The organism is Citrobacter werkmanii, from assembly GCF_008693645.1.
In the GTDB taxonomy this organism is placed as follows: Bacteria; Pseudomonadota; Gammaproteobacteria; order Enterobacterales; family Enterobacteriaceae; genus Citrobacter; species Citrobacter werkmanii.
On sequence record NZ_CP044101.1, the window covers coordinates 3,517,213 to 3,535,604 of the forward strand.

The following is an 18,392-nucleotide window of genomic DNA, read 5'->3' on the forward strand; positions in this document are numbered from 1 at the left end:
GATTTCCTTTCCACGCGTAAATAAAAATGGCGCTGAAAAAATCTTCAACGCCATACGGTTTTATGCCTCTTCGGGCACTGGCCGGAGACGGTGAAAACACCGTCTCCGGCCTGCATGAAACAGCCCCTTAATTAGGGGTATATCCCATCACAACCCCACTCAGACCGGAGATCTTCTGTAGCTCGCCCAGCGAATTCTTCAGCTTATCTCTGGAGGCGTCAGGGCCGACGAGAATGCGGGTTATTTTACCCTGTACCGGCGTTGACGGGGAAGTATATACCCGGAAGCCCGCGCCACGAAGTTTACCCACGATCTCATTGACCTTATCCGCATTTTTCAGCGCGCCGAGCTGCACAACATACGCTTTGCCGGTCGGGGCTGGCGCTTCTTCAGCGACCGGTTTCGGCGCCGGTGTGGCGACAACGGGTTGCGGCTTCGGTTTAGGTTTCGGCGGTTCAACAGGTACGGGGACAGGATCTAACTCCGCGCTACTTGCCGTTGTCATACGCGACGGATCCAACGATGGCGCGGCGGCATCGCCCGCGCGCACCTCTTCTGCCGCCCCTTCAGGCGGTTGCGTTGGCAGCGCCTGCGTTGCCGCAGGCATCATGTCCGGCTCGTCGCGATCGCCCGGTTTGGGCACCAGAGGGATCGCAGCAAACTCATCCTGATAATGTTTTTTTTGCCCGTCAAGCAGCCCGGGGAGCACAATCACCCCAAGCGCGACCAGCACAATTGTGCCAACTAATCGATTCTGAAACTTACTCGCCACCGCTTCTCCCCACGTCTATCACTTCCATGACATGTGCGACAGTGTGAAACGATCCACACACCAACACGGTATCTTCTGGCTTCGCCTCGGCCAGTGCCGCAGACCATGCCTGCGCCACGCTGTCATAGGCTTCACCTTTGCCCAGATGTTCTAACAGCTGTTCTGCCGTTGCGCCACGCGGCCCTTCCAGTGGCGCGCAGTACCAGGCATCGACCACGCTTTTTAACCAGGCCAACGTACCGGCAATATCTTTATCATGTAGCATACCGATAACTGCAAGTACACGCCCGCTTTTCACTAACTTTTTCAGACGTCCGGTCAGATATTCCGCCGCATGCGGGTTATGGGCAACATCAAAAATCACCCGCGGCGACTCGCTCACAATCTGGAAGCGCCCCGGTAAAATCGCCTGTTTGATTCCGTCACGAATTGCCTGCTCGCTGACGTCAAGACCACTGGCACGCAGCGCAGCCAGTGCGGTCGCGGCGTTCGGTTGTGGAACCTGTGGCAATGGCAGATGCGCCAACGTGCCGTGAGTGTCCGTAAAGGACCAGTCGTTATCCGTTACCGTATAGCGCCAGTCCACACCACAGCGTTGCAAAATCGCCCCGCACTCTTGCGCCACATCCGCAATAGTGTATGGCATTTCAGGTTCACCAACGATGGCCGGTTTCTCTGCGCGGAAAATCCCCGCTTTCTCACGACCAATGCTCTCGCGATCCGGGCCCAGCCAGTCGGTATGATCAAGCGCAATACTGGTGACGACCGCAACATCGGCATCGACGATATTCGTCGCGTCAAGGCGACCGCCTAACCCCACTTCCAGAATGACTACGTCCAACTGAGCCTGTTTAAACAACCAGAGCGCCGATAGCGTACCGTATTCAAAATAGGTCAATGAAATATCGCCACGTGCGTCTTCAATCTCAGCAAACGAGGCAGTATGCGCGGATTCCGGCAGTTCCCCCCCCTGCACGCGCACGCGTTCCGTGTAACGCACCAGATGCGGCGAACTGTATACTCCGACTTTATAACCTGCTGCGGTCAGCACCGATTCCAGCGTACGGCAGGTCGTGCCTTTTCCGTTGGTGCCCGCCACCGTAAAGACAAATGGCGCGGGTTTCAACACGCCCAATTTACGCGCCACCTGGCTGACGCGCTCAAGGCCCAGATCGATGGTTTTACTGTGCAGGTTTTCCAGATAAGAAAGCCACGACGCCAGAGGCGACGCGGCTTGAGGAATACGTTTATTGTCCATGATGCCTGTAGATTCTTTACGTTGAGAAAAGCAAAAGGCAGCGCCAACTGGCCCTGCCCTTTTGTACTCGTCGTCTTTCAAGCTGCAGGCTTGTTGGCTGCGGATTACTCGGCCCATCCCTGGGCCTCCCCCTTCGGGGCCGCCGCATGCGGCGTTCAAATCTGCTCCCGGCAGATTTGTCGTTCACCCGAATCACTTGCCTGTGCAAGCTCATCGGGATGAACTCTCTTGCCGCCTACCTGCAACTCGAAATCCATAGAGTATATTATCAGGACTCTGATTCCTGATCGGGTACCGGAGGTACCACTTCGCCTTCACGCGGCTCATCCGGATTCGGCGCCGGAAGATTCATCAGCTTCGCCAGAATGCTTGCCAGTTTCAGGCGCATTTCCGGACGGCGGACGATCATATCGATAGCGCCTTTTTCAATCAGGAACTCGCTGCGCTGGAATCCCGGCGGCAGTTTCTCACGTACGGTTTGCTCAATAACACGCGGACCCGCAAAGCCAATCAGCGCTTTCGGTTCGGCAATGTTGAGATCGCCCAGCATCGCGAAGCTTGCGGAAACACCGCCCATCGTTGGGTCGGTCAGTACAGAAATGTACGGTAAACCGCGTTCCTGCATTTTCGCCAGCGCAGCAGACGTTTTTGCCATTTGCATCAGAGACATCAGCGCTTCCTGCATACGCGCCCCGCCAGAAGCGGAGAAGCAGATCAGCGGGCAGTTGTCTTCCAGCGCCTGCTCAACGGCACGGACGAAACGCGCACCGACGACAGAACCCATGGAGCCGCCCATAAACGCGAACTCGAATGCAGCCGCAACGACCGGCATGCCATGAAGCGTGCCTTTCATCACCACCAGCGCATCTTTCTCGCCGGTTTCTTTCTGTGCTGAGGCCAGTCTGTCTTTGTACTTTTTGGAGTCACGAAACTTCAGCACGTCTTTCGGCTCAAGTTCGCTACCCAGTTCCACAAGAGTACCTTCATCTAACAGGCTATGCAGGCGATTGCGCGCCGACATGCGCATATGATGGTCACACTTCGGACAGACCTCAAGATTACGTTCCAGCTCAGCACGGTATAAAACCTGACCGCAGCTATCACACTTGGTCCACACCCCTTCAGGAATGCTTGCCTTGCGGGTGGGAGTAATGTTGCTTTTAATTCGTTCAATCCAGCTCATTGGTGACCTTTCTGCCTGAACCCTAGTCAGCTTTGTTATAAGGGGCGCATAATGCCATTTTTGCCCCTAACAGACCATGAATGTTGCACATTAAAACATAACAGCCCGAAACTTTGGATAAAAAAGTGGTCGAACCGCTGAGTTACTTTCTATTTTGCAGCCCGTGACGCAGCCCGTTTATGACGAATCACTTCTATCACGCCCGGCAATACGGAAAGGACGATAATCGCCACAATCAATAATTTCAGGTTTTCCTGAACTATTGGCAGATCGCCAAACAGATAGCCTGCGTAGGTGAACAGCAATACCCACAGCAGCGCGCCTACAACGTTATACATCGCAAAGTGGCGGTAGGACATGTGTCCCATACCGGCAACAAATGGCGCAAATGTACGCACGATAGGCACGAAACGCGCCAGGATAATCGTTTTCCCGCCATGACGCTCGTAGAACGCATGGGTTTTATCCAGGTAGCTGCGACGAAAAATTTTGGAGTTCGGGTTACTAAAGAGTTTCTCACCGAACAACCGGCCAATCGTGTAGTTCACCGCATCGCCGACAATCGCAGCCACAATCATCAACGCCACCATCAGATGAACATTGAGATCGTTAGTTGGCAGCGCAGAAAGCGCGCCGGCAACAAACAGTAGCGAGTCCCCCGGCAGGAACGGCGTCACTACCAGCCCGGTTTCACAGAACAGGATCAGAAACAGAATCGCGTATACCCAGATACCGTATTCCGCGACCAGCTCCGCCAGGTGCACATCAATGTGCAGAATAAAATCGATAAGAAAGTAAATCAGATCCATAGTTTTGCCTTTATACGACTCAAATTAGTCCGCCAGAAATAGCGGGCCCATTGGCGGTTTTGGCAGGTCGAACCGGTCCGGGTAATCTACCGCGACCAAATACAGTCCTTCCGCTTTCGCCGTTGCCGCTGCCAGCGTTCTGTCCTTCGCCGCTAACAGTTCTGCTATCCAGCTCTCCGGCTGGTTGTTGGCGCCTACTTCCATCAGGCTACCGACAATATTCCTGACCATATGATGTACAAAGGCATTCGCTTTAATATCCACCACCACATATGCGCCAAAACGTTCAACGTTAATGTGCATCACGTTACGCCACGGCGTGCGCGACTGGCACTGCACCGCACGAAACGAGGTAAAATCATTTTCGCCTATCAGACATTGGGCTGCACGATGCATACGTTCAGCATCCAGCGGCTCATAGTAATGGGTTACCCCTTTGCCCAAAACCGCAGGGCGCAACCGATGATTGTAGATGATGTAGCGATAACGGCGAGCCGTGGCGCTGAATCGGGCATGAAAATCATCAGGTACAGCTTTCACCCAGCGCACGGCGATGTCACCAGGTAAATTCGCATTTACGCCCAACGTCCAGGCGGCATCTTTACGCACAGCGTGCGTTTCAAAATGTACGACCTGGCCTGTGCCATGAACGCCCGCATCCGTGCGCCCCGCACAAAAGACATTGATACGCTCATTCGCGACCTGAGAAAGCGCTTTTTCCAGCTTTTCCTGAACGCTACGCACTTCGTTCTGGCGCTGCCAGCCATAATATTTGCTGCCGTCATACTCAATGCCCAGCGCAATTTTATGGGGTAGCGGCTGTTGCAGGTCCGACATTAGTACAGATACTCCTGCACCAGTTTTTCCGCAATTTTCACCGCCATCAACGCGCCGCCAAAGCGTACGTTATCTGCCACGGACCAGAACTGAACCTGCTCCGGCATACCGTAATCGTTATGTACACAGCCGATGGAAAGATGTGGGGTACCAGACGCATCGCCAACCTGAGTCGGGAAATCGGTCTCTTCCGACAACACCACGTCTTCAGCGCGAGAAAACGCATCGCGCGCTTCTTCCGCCGCCAACGGACGCAGGGCTTCAAAATTCACCATCTGCGCGTGACCGTAGAATACCGGTGACTGTACGATGCTAGCGGAGATAAGCAGACCGTCATCCTGCATAATTTTGCGCACTTCATCGACGATACGACGCTCTTCGCGCACGCTACCTTCGCGATCTGGCAGCAGCGGCAGCATATTGAATGCCAACTGGCGACCAAAGAAATCGTCTTCGTCAATCGGGATACCATTGAGCAGTTTCGCACTTTGCCCTGCCAACGCATCCACCGCTTTTTTACCGTGCGCGGAGGCCGACAGAATATTGGTCACCGTAATACGTGAAAGACCACCGTCATCAATCAGCGGTTTCAACGCAGACAACAGTTGACTGGTCAGGCTAGTAGGGACTGCAATCACATTGCGGTTGCGATAATCTGCCAACACGAACGGGTTAACGTCCGGAACCACCAGCGGAACGTCAGGCTCAAGTGCGAACAGACCACTGCTATCGATAACCAGGCAACCGGCATTGGTTGCTTCTTCCACCCATGCAGCGGTGGCCTCAGCGCCCGCAACAAAAAATGCCAGTTGTGCCTGCGTCCAGTCAAAGTCTGCAACATCCTGAACAATGACCGATTTACCGTTAAAACGCAGGTGCTCACCAGCGCTTTCGTTACGCGCCAGCGCATAAATTTCACCGACCGGGAACTGGCGTTCAGCCAGCGTATCGAGCAGGGCTTCGCCTACGGCGCCCGTTGCGCCCAGAATGGCAATGTTCCAGCCTTCAGACATGGTGATTTACTCCAGAAATACATAAGCGTCCCTGTCGCATTATTCGACAGGGAGCATTAAGAAGACATTAATGTGCCGGGTGATGAACCGCGTTAAAACCCAGCTTACACAGCAAGGCGGCAGCCGTTGCGTCGTCACACATCACGTATAAAGACGACCATTCACGGCGCTCAAGATAATTTTTACGCAGTTTATCAAACTCACCCGGAATTCCAGCGACTTTACGCAGCGGCGCATCATCGCGGCGCACATCATACACTAAATGCGCCAGCCTTTTCAGCGTTGGCTGATCTAACGGGCCATGCAACGTGATACGCCCAAATTCCGGCGCAGGTAACAGGGTGTTCAGCGCAACGTGCTGTTCGCGACCAATAAACTTACTATAGGCCTCAAAGACCTGCGTGGTCCCACGCGCTTTTCCTTCCAGGGTATACCCGGCAATGTGCGCCGTGCCGATATCGGCTTTCTCCAGCAACGCCACATTGAGATCCGGCTCGCCTTCCCAGACATCCAACACCACGCTCAGCGCCTGCCCGGCGTTAAGCCGATTCAGTAATGCCGTATTGTCGATAACCGGCCCCCGGCAGGCGTTGATCAGAATGGTGCCCGGCTTCAGCCGACTAATCAGCGCGTCATCCGCCAGGTGCAGCGTTTTGTACGGGCCGTCTTTAAATAACGGCGTATGGAAAGTCAGCACATCGGCCTGCTGTACCAGTTCGTCCAGCGAGCGGAAATCGCCCTCGTCACCGCGATCGGCCCGCGGCGGATCGCACAGCAAGGTACGGATCCCCAGCGCTTCCAGTCGCGCCTGCAAACGTCCGCCCACGTTGCCAACACCGACGATGCCCACGGTACGATCGCGTAACACAAAACCGTCGCGCTCCGCCAGCATCAGCAACGCTGAAAAAACATATTCTACGACCGCAATCGCATTACATCCGGGCGCTGCGGAAAAACCGATTCCCGACTGCGTAAGCCAGGCTTCATCCACATGGTCCGTGCCTGCGGTTGCCGTACCGACAAATTTAACCGGTTTTCCGCTGAGCAGTGATTCATTGACTTTCGTCACCGAGCGCACCATTAAGGCATCCGCATCATCCAGTTCGGCAACGGGAATCGGACGACCAGGAACCGCTTTGACCTCCCCCAAACGACTGAACAGTTCGCGGGCATAGGGCATATTTTCATCAACGAGGATTTTCACGTCTTTCGCACCTGTTTGAGAACGAGAGTTAACCGGGCAAGTGTGCCATAATCTCGCCGCCAGGCATACTGCGAGACCTGGTCAGCACAGATTTAAGGAACAGAGACGATGCAGCCCATTTCAGGTACGCCCGCTCGCCCTCCCGGCGAAGGCCAAAATGCCCCCTCCGTTGCAGGTGAGCAACCGTTATCCACGATACAACGTACCGTGCTGGAACGACTGATTACCCGTTTGATTTCGCTCACTCAGCAGCAAAGCGCTGAGGTATGGGCCGGAATGAAACACGATCTGGGCGTCAAAAGTGATACACCGTTGCAGTCACGTCACTTTCCTGCCGCCGAACAAAATTTGAACCAGCGGCTGGAAGTCGCACAACAGAACCATGCTAATCGTCAGGTGCTGTCGCAGCTCACGGAGCTATTGAGTCAGGGAAATAACCGTCAGGCGGTGAGTGATTTTATCCGCCAGCAGTACGGGCAGACGGCGCTTAGCCAACTCACGCCTGAGCAATTGAAGAACGTGCTGACCCTGTTGCAACAGGGTCAGCTTTCGATACCGCAGCCGCAGCAGCGTCCGGCTACCGATCGTCCGTTACTCCCCGCAGAGCACAATACGCTGAACCAGTTGGTGACCAAACTGGCGGCGGCCACGGGCGAATCCGGTAAGATGATCTGGCAGTCTATGCTGGAGCTGTCTGGGGTAAAAAGCGGAGAGTTAATCCCCGCCAAACAATTTTCGCATCTGGTCACCTGGCTGCAGGCGCGCCAGACGCTCAGTCTGCAAACTGCCCCGACCTTACAAACACTGCAGGCGGCGCTGAAGCTGCCGTTAGAGCCGAATGAGCTGACGGCAATCAAAGAGTACGCGCAGCAGACGTATCAGATCCAGCCACAATCGATTCTGACCACGGTTCAGGTGCTGGACTTGCTGAATCAAATCTTCCTGCGCCGCGTGGAACGTGACCGGGAGCAGGAATTAAACGATCCGCGCCATCCTCAGCCCATTTACAGCCCGTTCGCGCCGATGATTGAAACGGTTAAATCATTGTCGACACGACCGGGGCTGATATTTATTGCCTTGATGATTGCGTTAGCCATTTTCTGGCTGGTCGCTTAGCCTTTTCGCAGAGTCAGCAACGTCACAACAATTCCCACCACGGCGGATATCGCCCCGGCAAGGAATACCGAGGGATAGCCGTACGCGGTGGCCAGAACACCGGCGACAGGGCCGCTTACGCCGTAGGAAATATCCTGAAATGCGGCGTAACCTCCCAGTGCCGTACCGCGAACCTGCGCGGGCACTCGCTTCACAACCTCAACGCCCAATGCCGGGAAGATAAGCGAACATCCGGCCCCGGTTAATGCCGCCCCGAGCAGAGCAACCCAGGCAGAGGGAGCCTGCCACAGCAGGATCAGACCCGCAGTTTCAACCAGCAATGAAACAACAGCGACCTGCACGCCGCCGAACCGGTCCGGCATCCAGCCAAACAGAATGCGCATCAGCACAAATGCCCCGCCAAACGCGGTCAGGGTGAATCCCGCCATCGTCCAGCCATTGCTGACAAAATAAAGCGAAATAAACGTACCGATGACGGCAAAACCCACGCCCTGCAATGCCAGACCCAGGCCCGGTTTCCAGATAAGCCCGACCACGCTCCACAGTGAAGGTCGCTCCCCGGCATGCGCAGGCACTTTACGAACGGTGCCGTTGAATGCCCAGGCCAGCAGCGGTAATACCATCGTGGTTCCCGCCAGCGCCGCGAAGCCGAAGTGGCTATGGATCAGCAAGCCCAACGGCGCACCGGCAGCCAGCGCACCGTAAATCGCCATCCCGTTCCACGACATCACCTTACCGGAACGCGTTGGGCCAACAAGCCCCAGCCCCCAGGTCAGCGTTCCGGTGAGCAGTTGGCTTTCGCCAAAGCCGAGGATCAGACGTCCGACAATCAACAACGCAAATTTCACCGGGACAGAGACAGGTAATAGCGCGGCTAAAAGCCACGCCGCGCCCGCCAGCGCACAGGCAAACATCCCCTGTAGCGCCGAACGTTTAGCGCCATATTGATCGGCTAAGCGCCCGGCATAACCACGCGTTAAGACCGTTGCCAGAAACTGTACGCCTACGGCGATACCGACCATGGTATTGCCATAGCCCAGCTCGTGGTGCACAAACAGAGGAATGACGGGTAAAGGCAGACCGACCGTCATGTAGGTCAGGAAAACCGCAAAAGCGATACGAAACAGCGAAAAGTTCGCCGACGGTGTTTTTTCTTGTTGGGTTACTGCTGTCATGCGTTACTCCAAAATGCAGAGTAAGGCGAGGAATGCCCACGCCCCCTCTACCTGACTTTCAGGATTAAGGTGCGTTGGATAACGTTAAACGCTTACGCATTATCAAGAGGATAATGTTGAAGCTGGAGTCTGCCTGTGAGGGGCTAAACTTGTCAACATCGAAATCACCGAAGGCATCTACAAAACAGAGGGTTATATTATCGAAGAAAAGCACTAACAATGAGGAAATAGTTTTCAATCAGGGGGACACTCAACGATCTTTTTTGCCGGAATATATTTTTAGGGACACGGTAATGAAAGCATTTTCGCTTATTGCTCTCATCCTGATGCTTTGCGGCTGCTATGCGCCTCATCAAGACAGCACACAGGCTGTAAAACAATTCTATCTCGCGTGGATGTCCGCCTACACACATGATCGAGATACGTCCGCGCTCATGCAACGTTATGTGGCGAAAGACGTTATCGACCGTTTGGCGCTGATTGACAGCCTTTACGAGCAGGAAATAATAAATTCTGACTACTTTATGTACGTGCAGGATTACGACCCCAAATGGATCCCGCTGTTACGGGTTGAAGCGGCTCAGCCCTTTCTCGGTGGTGAAAAGGTGGAAGTACAATTAGGTGGGCCGGCAGGCGAAGCGCCCATGCAACTGGAAGTGTATATGCGTTGGGAAGAAGGTCGCTGGAAAATTTATCGCGTGCGGGATCTGGATAATCAATTTGAACAGCCAATCTACAGCACTGGTGATATCACACGAGCCAAAGCCTGGTCGGCAGAAATCGCGCCGGAGTACGAAAAAATGAATAAATAAAAAAGGGAGCCATCAGGCTCCCCTTTACATCATCTTGCAGACTTACGCTTTCAGCTTACGCATGACCAGCGTCGCGTTAGTGCCGCCAAAGCCGAAGCTGTTGGACATCACGGTGGTCAGCGCCTGCTCGGTCGGTTTGGTCACGATGTTCAGACCTTCCGCCTGCTCGTCCAGCTCTTCAATGTTGATGCTCGGCGCGATAAAGCCGTGTTCCAGCATCAGCAGAGAGTAGATAGCTTCCTGTACGCCAGCCGCGCCCAGAGAGTGACCGGTCATGGCTTTGGTTGCCGAGATTGCCGGGCTCTTATCGCCAAACACTTCACGGATTGCGCCCAGCTCTTTCACGTCGCCTACCGGAGTAGAAGTACCGTGGGAGTTCAGGTAGTCGATAGGCGTGTCTACGCCGTGCATCGCCATCTGCATGCAACGTACTGCGCCTTCACCTGACGGTGCAACCATGTCTGCGCCATCAGAGGTCGCGCCGTAACCGACGATTTCCGCGTAGATGTGCGCGCCACGGGCCAGAGCGTGTTCCAGCTCTTCGACCACAACCATACCGCCGCCGCCCGCGATAACAAAACCGTCACGGTTTGCGTCATAGGTACGGGAAGCTTTCGACGGGTCATCGTTATATTTGGTAGACAGCGCGCCCATGGCGTCGAATTCACACGCCATTTCCCAGCACAGTTCTTCGCCGCCGCCAGCAAACACGATGTCTTGTTTGCCCAGTTGAATTTGTTCCACTGCGTTGCCGATACAGTGCGCAGAAGTCGCACAGGCAGAGCTGATGGAGTAGTTTACGCCGTGAATTTTAAACGGCGTTGCGAGGCAGGCAGAAACGCCGGACGCCATCGCTTTGGTGACCACATACGGGCCAACCGCTTTCAGACCACGCGGGCTACGCATTGCGTCAGCGCCGAACACCTGAAAACGCGGGGAGCCGCCGCCGGAACCTGCAATCAGGCCAACGCGCGGGTTATTCTGGTAATCTTCTGCAGCAAGACCGGCATCCGCCACAGCCTGCTCCATGGAAAGGAATGCATAGATGGATGCGTCGCTCATGAAGCGCACTACTTTGCGGTCAATGAGGCCAGTGGTATCCAGTTTTACGTTGCCCCATACGTGGCTACGCATGCCGGAGTCCTTCAGCTCCTGAGAGAAAGTGATCCCTGAACGTCCTTCACGCAGAGATGCCAGGACTTCCTGCTGGTTATTACCGATGCTGGAAACGATGCCCAAGCCAGTAATCACTGCACGTTTCATTCAATACCTCTGTAAGTCGCACTATTTTAAAGTTTCGAGTGGCACAATAGCGTACACTTGTACGCCGAACAAGTCCGATCAGCCATTTAATGTGGAAATTTGCGCAGCCAGGCACTCATCGCTAAGATCGGGGCACAGCCTGCCAGACGAGTAACTTACGTGAAACAATACGCTATACAACCTGCCAACCTTGAATTCAACGCTGAGGGTACACCTGTTTCCCGAGATTTTGATGATGTCTATTTTTCCAATGATAACGGGCTGGAAGAGACACGTTACGTCTTCCTCGGCGGGAATCATCTCGCACAGCGATTTCCTGCGCATTCACGTCCCCTTTTCGTGGTGGCTGAAAGCGGGTTTGGCACCGGGCTTAACTTCCTGACGCTCTGGCAGGCATTTGCCGATTTTCGCGATACCCACCCTGACGCTACCCTGGAAAGATTACATTTCATCAGTTTCGAAAAATATCCGCTGACGCGTGAAGATCTGACCCTGGCCCATCAGCACTGGCCGGAGCTTGCTCCGTGGGCCACGGCACTGCAAGAGCAGTGGCCGCTGCCGCTGGCGGGATGCCATCGTCTGCTTCTTGATAATGGGCGCGTCACGCTGGATCTGTGGTTTGGCGATATTAATGAACTGACCAGTAAACTGGATGACTCTTTGAATCAAAAAGTGGACGCCTGGTTCCTGGACGGTTTCGCACCGGCGAAAAATCCGGACATGTGGACGCCAACGCTGTTTAACGCGATGGCCCGACTGGCTCGCCCCGGCGGCACGCTGGCCACCTTCACATCGGCAGGCTTTGTGCGACGGGGGTTGCAGGAAGCCGGGTTTACAATGCAAAAACGCAAAGGCTTTGGCCGCAAACGCGAAATGCTTTGTGGCGTCATGGAACAAACTCTGGCGCTCCCTTCATCGGCTCCGTGGTTCACGCGCACGGGCACAGATAAGCGCGACGCCGCTATTATTGGCGGTGGCATCGCCAGCGCATTGCTGTCGCTGGCGCTACTGCGCCGCGGCTGGCAGGTCACGCTCTATTGCGCGGACGCAAAACCTGCCGCAGGCGCATCAGGTAATCGTCAGGGCGCGCTCTATCCGTTACTCAGCAAGCATGATGCGGCCATTAATCTCTTTTTCCCCACCGCGTTTACCTTCGCCCGCCGACTGTATGACGCCCTTCCGGTTGAGTTCGCACATGACTGGTGCGGCGTGACGCAGCTCGCCTGGGATGAAAAAAGCCAGCAGAAAATCACTCAAATGCTGTCTCTTGAACTGCCCGATGCACTCGCCGTCGGCGTAGACGCACAGCAGGTGTTGCAAACGACAGGCGTGGAAACCGGATGCGGCGGGATTCAGTATCCAGCAGGTGGATGGTTGTGCCCGGCGCAGTTAACCACCGCCGTACTGGACTATGCCACAACGCTGGGATTACGTACCCGCTACCAACACACGTTGGTCTCACTGACGCGCCAGACAGCAAGCTGGCAATTGCAGTTTGCCTGTGGAGAAACCGCCACTCACGAAGCGGTGGTTCTGGCTAACGGCCATCGCATTAACCGCTTTGAGCAGACGCAGTCGTTACCGGTCTATTCCGTTGGCGGTCAGGTGAGTCATATCCCCACCACGCCTACGCTATCAGCGCTGCGCCAGGTGTTGTGCTACGACGGTTACCTCACGCCGTATGACCCGCAAAACCAGCAACACTGCATTGGCGCCAGCTATCATCGTGGGTGTGAGGAGACTGAGTATCGCGAGGACGACCAGCAGCAAAATCGTCAGCGTTTAATCGACTGCTTCCCGCACGCCGCATGGGCAAAAGAGGTGGACGTCAGTGCGCATGCCGCCCGCTGCGGGGTCCGCTGCGCTACGCGCGATCACATCCCGATGGTGGGCAATATCGCGGACTATGACGCCACGCTCAGCCAGTACGCCACGCTTGCCGAAGACAAAGCGCACGCGGTAAGCGCCCCGGTGTATGTCGATCTATTTATGCTGGGCGCGCTGGGGTCACGCGGGTTGTGCTCAGCCCCGCTGTGTGCAGAAATTCTGGCAGCGCAAATGAGCGATGAACCCATTCCTATGGATGCCAGTACGCTGGCGGCACTGAACCCGAATCGGTTGTGGGTCAGGAAGTTATTGAAGGGTAAAGCGGTGAAATAAAATACTCTCTCATCATTGCCTGATGCGCTGCGGCGCTGCGCTTATCAGGCCTACAAACTGAACCCGAATCGTCAGTCCACGTAGGCCGGATAAGACGCCTTAGCGTCGCCATCCGGCACAATCCACTGCAATTATTATTGCGTTGCCTTTTGAAATAAAGCGTCCCACATCTCTTTCACTAACGCCTGGTCACGCGGCGAAAGTTCGCCTGCGCTAATCGCTTTTTCCAGGCTGCTGGTCACATTGGTGTACAATGCCTCAGCGGAATGGTCCTCGCCAGCGTCCAGCTCTGCTACGGCCAGCGTCAGGTGCCCACGCAAATAGCCACTGGCAAACAACTCATCATCGCTGGCGTGCTCTACCATATCGTCGATTAATGCCAGAATGCGTGATTCAAACTCCGCGATCATCTTCTTTCCTCATTGTAAACGTGGCGGCGGCTTCAGTTGAGCGCTTCGGGCCACGGGAATTGTTCCGCCTTAAGTTCAGGCGTGTGATAATAATTCTGTAACGCGTTAATAAAGCGCGCTGGCCGCTCCGGGATCCCCTTTTCCAGATATTCCATCACCTGGGCATGAACACGACGCTGGAATACCACGCGATCCGGTTCAAAGTCGCCGTTCAGATTGTCGCAACTGACGTTAAACGGGTAGCCCGCCGCCATGCAGAACAGCCAGTCAAACGCCTGCGGCTTCACTTCTACATCTTCAAACTGGCATTGCGTGTTCGCGTCGCGTCCGTCCGGGCAGTACCAGTAACCAAAGTCAACCAGTTCACGACGCGCTTTACCCGCAATACACCAGTGTGAAATTTCATGTAACGCGCTGGCGTAATAACCATGCGCAAAAACGATACGGTGATACGGTACTTCCGCATCAGCAGGAAGATAGATCGGTTCGTCATCGCCTTTAATCAGACGGGTATTAAATTCATCGGCAAAGCAGCCGTTAAAAATCTCAATTAACTGTTCGTAGTGATGGGTGTTATTCATTAGTTCATCCCCAGCCAGTGGAGAATCTCCTGTCCATGATTATCGTAAAGTAGCTTGGCGCTCATTACGGCGGAGACAATAACGATCATTGGCCGAATGAGTTTTTGTCCTTTGCTGAGCACCAGTCGCGATCCCATCCGTGCGCCAATGAACTGGCCAATGAGCATCACAAACCCGGTCGCCCAAATCACTTTGCCGCCGAGGGCAAACAGCAACAGTCCACCGATATTCGAGGTGGCATTTAATACTTTGGCGTGGGCCGTCGATTTTGCCAGGTTATAGCCGCACAGCATGACAAAAGCCAGCGCGTAGAACGATCCCGCCGCCGGGCCAAAAAAGCCATCGTAAAACCCAACGCAGCCCCCGGCCACCAGCGCGAAAGGCAAACCGTGCAGCCGACGCTGCCGGTCTTCTTCGCCCACTCTGGGCATCAACAGAAAGTAGAGGCCAATACAGATAACCAGCACCGGCAGGATCTGGCGTAATATGTCGGACTGCACATGCTGGACCAACAACGCGCCGCTCATGGAACCGACAAAAGTCATGAAGATGTTGAGCTTCTGATCCGCCAGATTAACCACGCCCCGGCGAATAAAATAGATCGAGGAAGAGATGGATCCCCCGCAGGCCTGTAGCTTATTGGTGGCCAACGCTTGCGCGGGCGGCATTCCGGCCGCCATCAATGCCGGGATGGTGAGTAAACCGCCGCCTCCGGCCAGAGAGTCAATAAAACCTGCCAGCATTGCCACAAAAAAAAGCACACCTAACAGCAGTGGCGACACCATAAACAGAGAGACAAAATGATCCATTAGAGTACATGCTCATCCAGTAGCGCCTGGCAGGAAGGCGGCAACGGCGGCGGTGTCTTCTTCTCAGGCTTAGTGGTTCCAGGTTTGGGAGGTTCGAACCAGCTTTGCAGCTCCGCGCCACAGCCGTCACCCGGTGGAGGCAACGGTTGATCTTCGCACTCAAGGCTGTCAGCAGGACAACGTAATCGTACGTGCATATGCGCACGATGCTGGAACCACGGTCGCACTTTACGCAACCAGTCCCTGTCAGTCCCTGCATCCAGACACAGCTGCTGCTTAATCGCCGGATTCACAAAAATGCGCGTGACTTCATTATCTTTTGCCGCCAGCCTAATCAGGCTGAAAATCTCCGGCTTCCACAGCGACGGCACGACATGTTTGCCATCCCGTGAGACCAGATCTAACGCCTGAGGACGCAGCAGTTGTGACTGGGTCCAGCGCGTTTTCGGCAACTGCAGGAAAATATCGACATCCAGTCCCGTCTGGTGGCTGGCATGACCGCCATTGAACCGCCCACCGGCCGGCATACCCATATCGCCGATTAACACCGTGCCCAGCCCCAGATTATTCGCCTGATTACTCAGACGCTGGATAAACATCACCAGATCCGGATGACCAAAATAACGTCGCTGATCGGTGCGCATCACCTGATAGTGTTCAGACTGTACAGGCAGCGTCTCGGCGCCAACAATACAGCCATTGGCGAATGCGCCGATAGACTGCGGGCTGCCCGCCACCGGATGGGTAATTTTCTGCCAGGGCGTCGCCGCCAGGCAGGCGGTGCTGGCAAAAAGAGCCAGCGCCGCAAGTGCCGTTTTTTTCATGTATTACCAGCGTGGAATGTCAGTCTTCACGTCCGCGTTTTGCGCCCGCTGACGCAGCAGGTGATCCATTAATACGATCGCCAGCATTGCTTCAGCGATCGGCACGGCGCGGATCCCAACGCACGGATCGTGGCGTCCTTTGGTGATCATGTCGACTTCTTCGCCAAAGCGGTTAATCGTGCGGCCAGGAACGGTAATACTGGACGTCGGTTTCAGCGCCATATGTGCAACAATTTGCTGCCCGCTGCTGATCCCGCCCAGAATGCCGCCCGCATGGTTACTCTGGAAACCGTCTTTGGTGATTTCATCACGGTTTTGGCTGCCGCGCAGCGCGACAACGTCAAACCCGTCGCCAATCTCTACGCCCTTAACGGCGTTAATGCTCATCAGCGCATGGGCAATGTCGGCATCCAGGCGGTCAAATACAGGTTCACCGAGACCCGCAGGTACGCCGCTTGCCACCACGCTGACCTTTGCTCCGATGGAGTCGCCCTCTTTTTTCAGGCCGCGCATCAGTTCATCGAGCGCCTCGATTTTATCCGGGTCCGGGCAAAAGAACGGGTTAAGCTCTACCTGAGACCAGTCTTTAATCTCCAGCGGGATATCGCCCATCTGCGTCAGACAGCCGCGAATTTCAACGCCGAATTTTTCCGCCAGATATTTTTTGGCAATCGCCCCGGCCGCCACGCGCATTGCTGTTTCACGTGCGGATGAGCGTCCACCGCCACGATAGTCGCGCAGACCGTATTTTTGCTCATAGGTATAGTCGGCGTGGCCAGGACGAAAAACATCCTTAATCGCGCTGTAATCCTGTGAACGCTGATCGGTATTTTCGATCAACAGACCAATGCTGGTACCGGTGGTCACGCCTTCGAACACACCAGAGAGGATTTTCACCTGATCCGGTTCACGGCGCTGCGTAGTGTAACGCGACGTACCTGGGCGACGTCTGTCGAGATCGTGCTGCAGGTCAGCTTCTGTCAGAGAAATGCCCGGCGGAACACCATCGACAATACAACCGAGCGCCAGCCCGTGTGATTCGCCGAATGTAGTTACGCGAAAGAGTTGCCCAATTGTGTTTCCTGCCATCACGGCTCCGTTATGAGTGTTGTGTTTGTGCGCGTGTATTTAGTCTTTATAAATGCTGAAGTGCTCGCGAGCAGCAACTAACTGTTCTTTGGTCAGCATGAATACACCGTCACCGCCGTTGTCAAACTCCAGCCAGGTAAACGGTACATCCGGGTATTGCTCTATCAGATGTACCATGCTGTTTCCGACTTCACAAATCAGAATACCGTTATCTGCCAGGTAATCTGGAGCGTTCCCCAGAATGCGGCGAGTCAGTTTCAGCCCATCGCTACCGGACGCCAGACCCAGCTCAGGTTCATGACGATATTCGTTTGGCAGATCGGACATATCTTCCGCATCGACATACGGCGGGTTGGTCACAATCAGGTCATACTGCACTTTCAGCAGATCGCGGAACAGATCGGAGCGGATCGGCGTCACGTGATGGATCAGACCATGTTCTTCAATATTGTGCTCGGTCACCGCCAGCGCGTCAGTGGAAATATCCACCGCATCCACTTCGGCTTCCGGGAAAGCATACGCGCAGGCAATAGCGATGCAGCCGCTGCCGGTACACATATCGAGGATATGCTGCGGCTGCTCATTGATGAGGCCCGCAAAACGATTATTGATCAGTTCGCCAATCGGTGAGCGTGGAACCAGCACGCGTTCATCAACATAAAACTCATGCCCGCAGAACCAGGCTTTATTGGTCAGATAAGCAACCGGGATACGCTCGTTGACGCGGCGAATCACGCGTTCAACAATACGATGGCGCTCGCTGGAGGTCAGACGCGCGGTGCGCATATCTTCAGGTATATCCAGCGGCAAATAGAGCGACGGCAGCACCAGTTGTACGGCCTCGTCCCATGGGTTATCCGTGCCATGGCCATACCAGATATTCGCCGCGCTAAAACGGCTGACCGCCCAACGCAACATGTCCTGAATGGTATGCAGTTCACTCACTGCTTCATCGACGAAAATTTTATCCACGTATTCCTCCAGGGCATGCTCGTATTAATTTCGGCGGCTAGTTTGCCACGAAGACGGCGATAAATCAGCATCCACACCGGGCCTGAACGCGAAAATTGCGTTTTA

18 protein-coding genes are annotated in these 18,392 nt (G+C 54.9%); 3 read left to right on the forward strand and 15 right to left on the reverse strand.

Annotated features, from left to right (window positions below):
• Positions 1 to 127: 127 nt before the first annotated feature.
• The 7 genes from dedD to pdxB form a co-directional block, all read right to left on the reverse strand.
• Positions 128 to 772: a cell division protein DedD gene (gene dedD / locus FOB24_RS17670; protein ID WP_150345248.1), complete on the reverse strand. Its 645-nt coding sequence runs from the start codon at positions 770 to 772 to the stop codon at positions 128 to 130.
• On the reverse strand, positions 762 to 2,030 hold the full coding sequence (gene folC / locus FOB24_RS17675; RefSeq protein WP_085047807.1) for a bifunctional tetrahydrofolate synthase/dihydrofolate synthase: 1,269 nt from the start codon (positions 2,028 to 2,030) through the stop codon (positions 762 to 764). The genes dedD and folC overlap by 11 nt, the downstream gene beginning before the upstream one ends.
• Before the next feature lie 268 nt (positions 2,031 to 2,298).
• Positions 2,299 to 3,213 (reverse strand): acetyl-CoA carboxylase, carboxyltransferase subunit beta, encoded by a 915-nt coding sequence (gene accD / locus FOB24_RS17680; protein WP_038642345.1) that lies wholly within the window; start codon positions 3,211 to 3,213, stop codon positions 2,299 to 2,301.
• Positions 3,214 to 3,362: 149 nt separating this feature from the next.
• Positions 3,363 to 4,022 (reverse strand): DedA family protein, encoded by a 660-nt coding sequence (locus tag FOB24_RS17685; protein ID WP_003028140.1) that lies wholly within the window; start codon positions 4,020 to 4,022, stop codon positions 3,363 to 3,365.
• Between the two features lie 24 nt (positions 4,023 to 4,046).
• On the reverse strand, positions 4,047 to 4,859 hold the full coding sequence (truA, locus tag FOB24_RS17690; RefSeq protein ID WP_038642347.1) for a tRNA pseudouridine(38-40) synthase TruA: 813 nt from the start codon (positions 4,857 to 4,859) through the stop codon (positions 4,047 to 4,049).
• On the reverse strand, positions 4,859 to 5,872 hold the full coding sequence (locus FOB24_RS17695) for an aspartate-semialdehyde dehydrogenase (RefSeq protein ID WP_121529323.1): 1,014 nt from the start codon (positions 5,870 to 5,872) through the stop codon (positions 4,859 to 4,861). The genes truA and FOB24_RS17695 overlap by 1 nt, the downstream gene beginning before the upstream one ends.
• Positions 5,873 to 5,939: 67 nt before the next feature.
• Entirely contained in the window at positions 5,940 to 7,076 is a 1,137-nt protein-coding gene (pdxB, locus tag FOB24_RS17700) for a 4-phosphoerythronate dehydrogenase PdxB (RefSeq protein WP_150345249.1), read from the reverse strand.
• A 108-nt stretch (positions 7,077 to 7,184) separates the two neighbouring features.
• Between pdxB and flk the strand changes: the two genes are divergently transcribed.
• Complete coding sequence (flk, locus tag FOB24_RS17705) at positions 7,185 to 8,192, forward strand: flagella biosynthesis regulator Flk (RefSeq protein WP_069323375.1); 1,008 nt, start codon at positions 7,185 to 7,187, stop codon at positions 8,190 to 8,192.
• Here the strand turns inward: flk and FOB24_RS17710 are convergent.
• On the reverse strand, positions 8,189 to 9,367 hold the full coding sequence (locus FOB24_RS17710) for an MFS transporter (RefSeq protein WP_038642354.1): 1,179 nt from the start codon (positions 9,365 to 9,367) through the stop codon (positions 8,189 to 8,191). The genes flk and FOB24_RS17710 overlap by 4 nt on opposite strands.
• Before the next feature lie 293 nt (positions 9,368 to 9,660).
• On the opposite strand from FOB24_RS17710, the gene FOB24_RS17715 reads away from it, so the two are divergent.
• Entirely contained in the window at positions 9,661 to 10,179 is a 519-nt protein-coding gene (locus tag FOB24_RS17715; RefSeq protein WP_150345250.1) for a YbjP/YqhG family protein, read from the forward strand.
• 42 nt (positions 10,180 to 10,221) lie between these two features.
• Here the strand turns inward: FOB24_RS17715 and fabB are convergent, their stop codons facing one another.
• Complete coding sequence (gene fabB / locus FOB24_RS17720; RefSeq protein ID WP_121529326.1) at positions 10,222 to 11,442, reverse strand: beta-ketoacyl-ACP synthase I; 1,221 nt, start codon at positions 11,440 to 11,442, stop codon at positions 10,222 to 10,224.
• Positions 11,443 to 11,601: 159 nt separating this feature from the next.
• On the opposite strand from fabB, the gene mnmC reads away from it, so the two are divergent.
• Positions 11,602 to 13,602, forward strand: a complete 2,001-nt coding sequence (gene mnmC / locus FOB24_RS17725) for a bifunctional tRNA (5-methylaminomethyl-2-thiouridine)(34)-methyltransferase MnmD/FAD-dependent 5-carboxymethylaminomethyl-2-thiouridine(34) oxidoreductase MnmC (RefSeq protein ID WP_190971841.1) — start codon at positions 11,602 to 11,604, stop codon at positions 13,600 to 13,602.
• 134 nt (positions 13,603 to 13,736) lie between these two features.
• Here mnmC and FOB24_RS17730 read toward each other — a convergent pair whose 3' ends face one another.
• The 6 genes from FOB24_RS17730 to prmB are packed head-to-tail and all read right to left on the reverse strand — an operon-like array spanning position 13,737 to position 18,287.
• Positions 13,737 to 14,012, reverse strand: a complete 276-nt coding sequence (locus tag FOB24_RS17730) for a YfcL family protein (protein ID WP_038642363.1) — start codon at positions 14,010 to 14,012, stop codon at positions 13,737 to 13,739.
• 32 nt (positions 14,013 to 14,044) lie between these two features.
• Entirely contained in the window at positions 14,045 to 14,593 is a 549-nt protein-coding gene (locus FOB24_RS17735; RefSeq protein ID WP_038642365.1) for an elongation factor P hydroxylase, read from the reverse strand.
• Positions 14,593 to 15,402 carry a sulfite exporter TauE/SafE family protein gene (locus FOB24_RS17740; RefSeq protein ID WP_038642367.1) on the reverse strand — a complete coding sequence of 270 codons (810 nt, stop codon included), beginning with the start codon at positions 15,400 to 15,402 and terminating at the stop codon, positions 14,593 to 14,595. The genes FOB24_RS17735 and FOB24_RS17740 overlap by 1 nt, the downstream gene beginning before the upstream one ends.
• Entirely contained in the window at positions 15,402 to 16,226 is an 825-nt protein-coding gene (gene mepA / locus FOB24_RS17745) for a penicillin-insensitive murein endopeptidase (RefSeq protein WP_038642368.1), read from the reverse strand. The genes FOB24_RS17740 and mepA overlap by 1 nt, the downstream gene beginning before the upstream one ends.
• Before the next feature lie 3 nt (positions 16,227 to 16,229).
• Positions 16,230 to 17,315, reverse strand: coding sequence for a chorismate synthase (gene aroC, locus FOB24_RS17750; protein ID WP_038642369.1), 1,086 nt, complete (start codon positions 17,313 to 17,315; stop codon positions 16,230 to 16,232).
• A gap of 39 nt (positions 17,316 to 17,354) precedes the next feature.
• Positions 17,355 to 18,287, reverse strand: coding sequence for a 50S ribosomal protein L3 N(5)-glutamine methyltransferase (gene prmB / locus FOB24_RS17755; protein WP_038642381.1), 933 nt, complete (start codon positions 18,285 to 18,287; stop codon positions 17,355 to 17,357).
• Between the last annotated feature and the right edge of the window lie 105 nt (positions 18,288 to 18,392).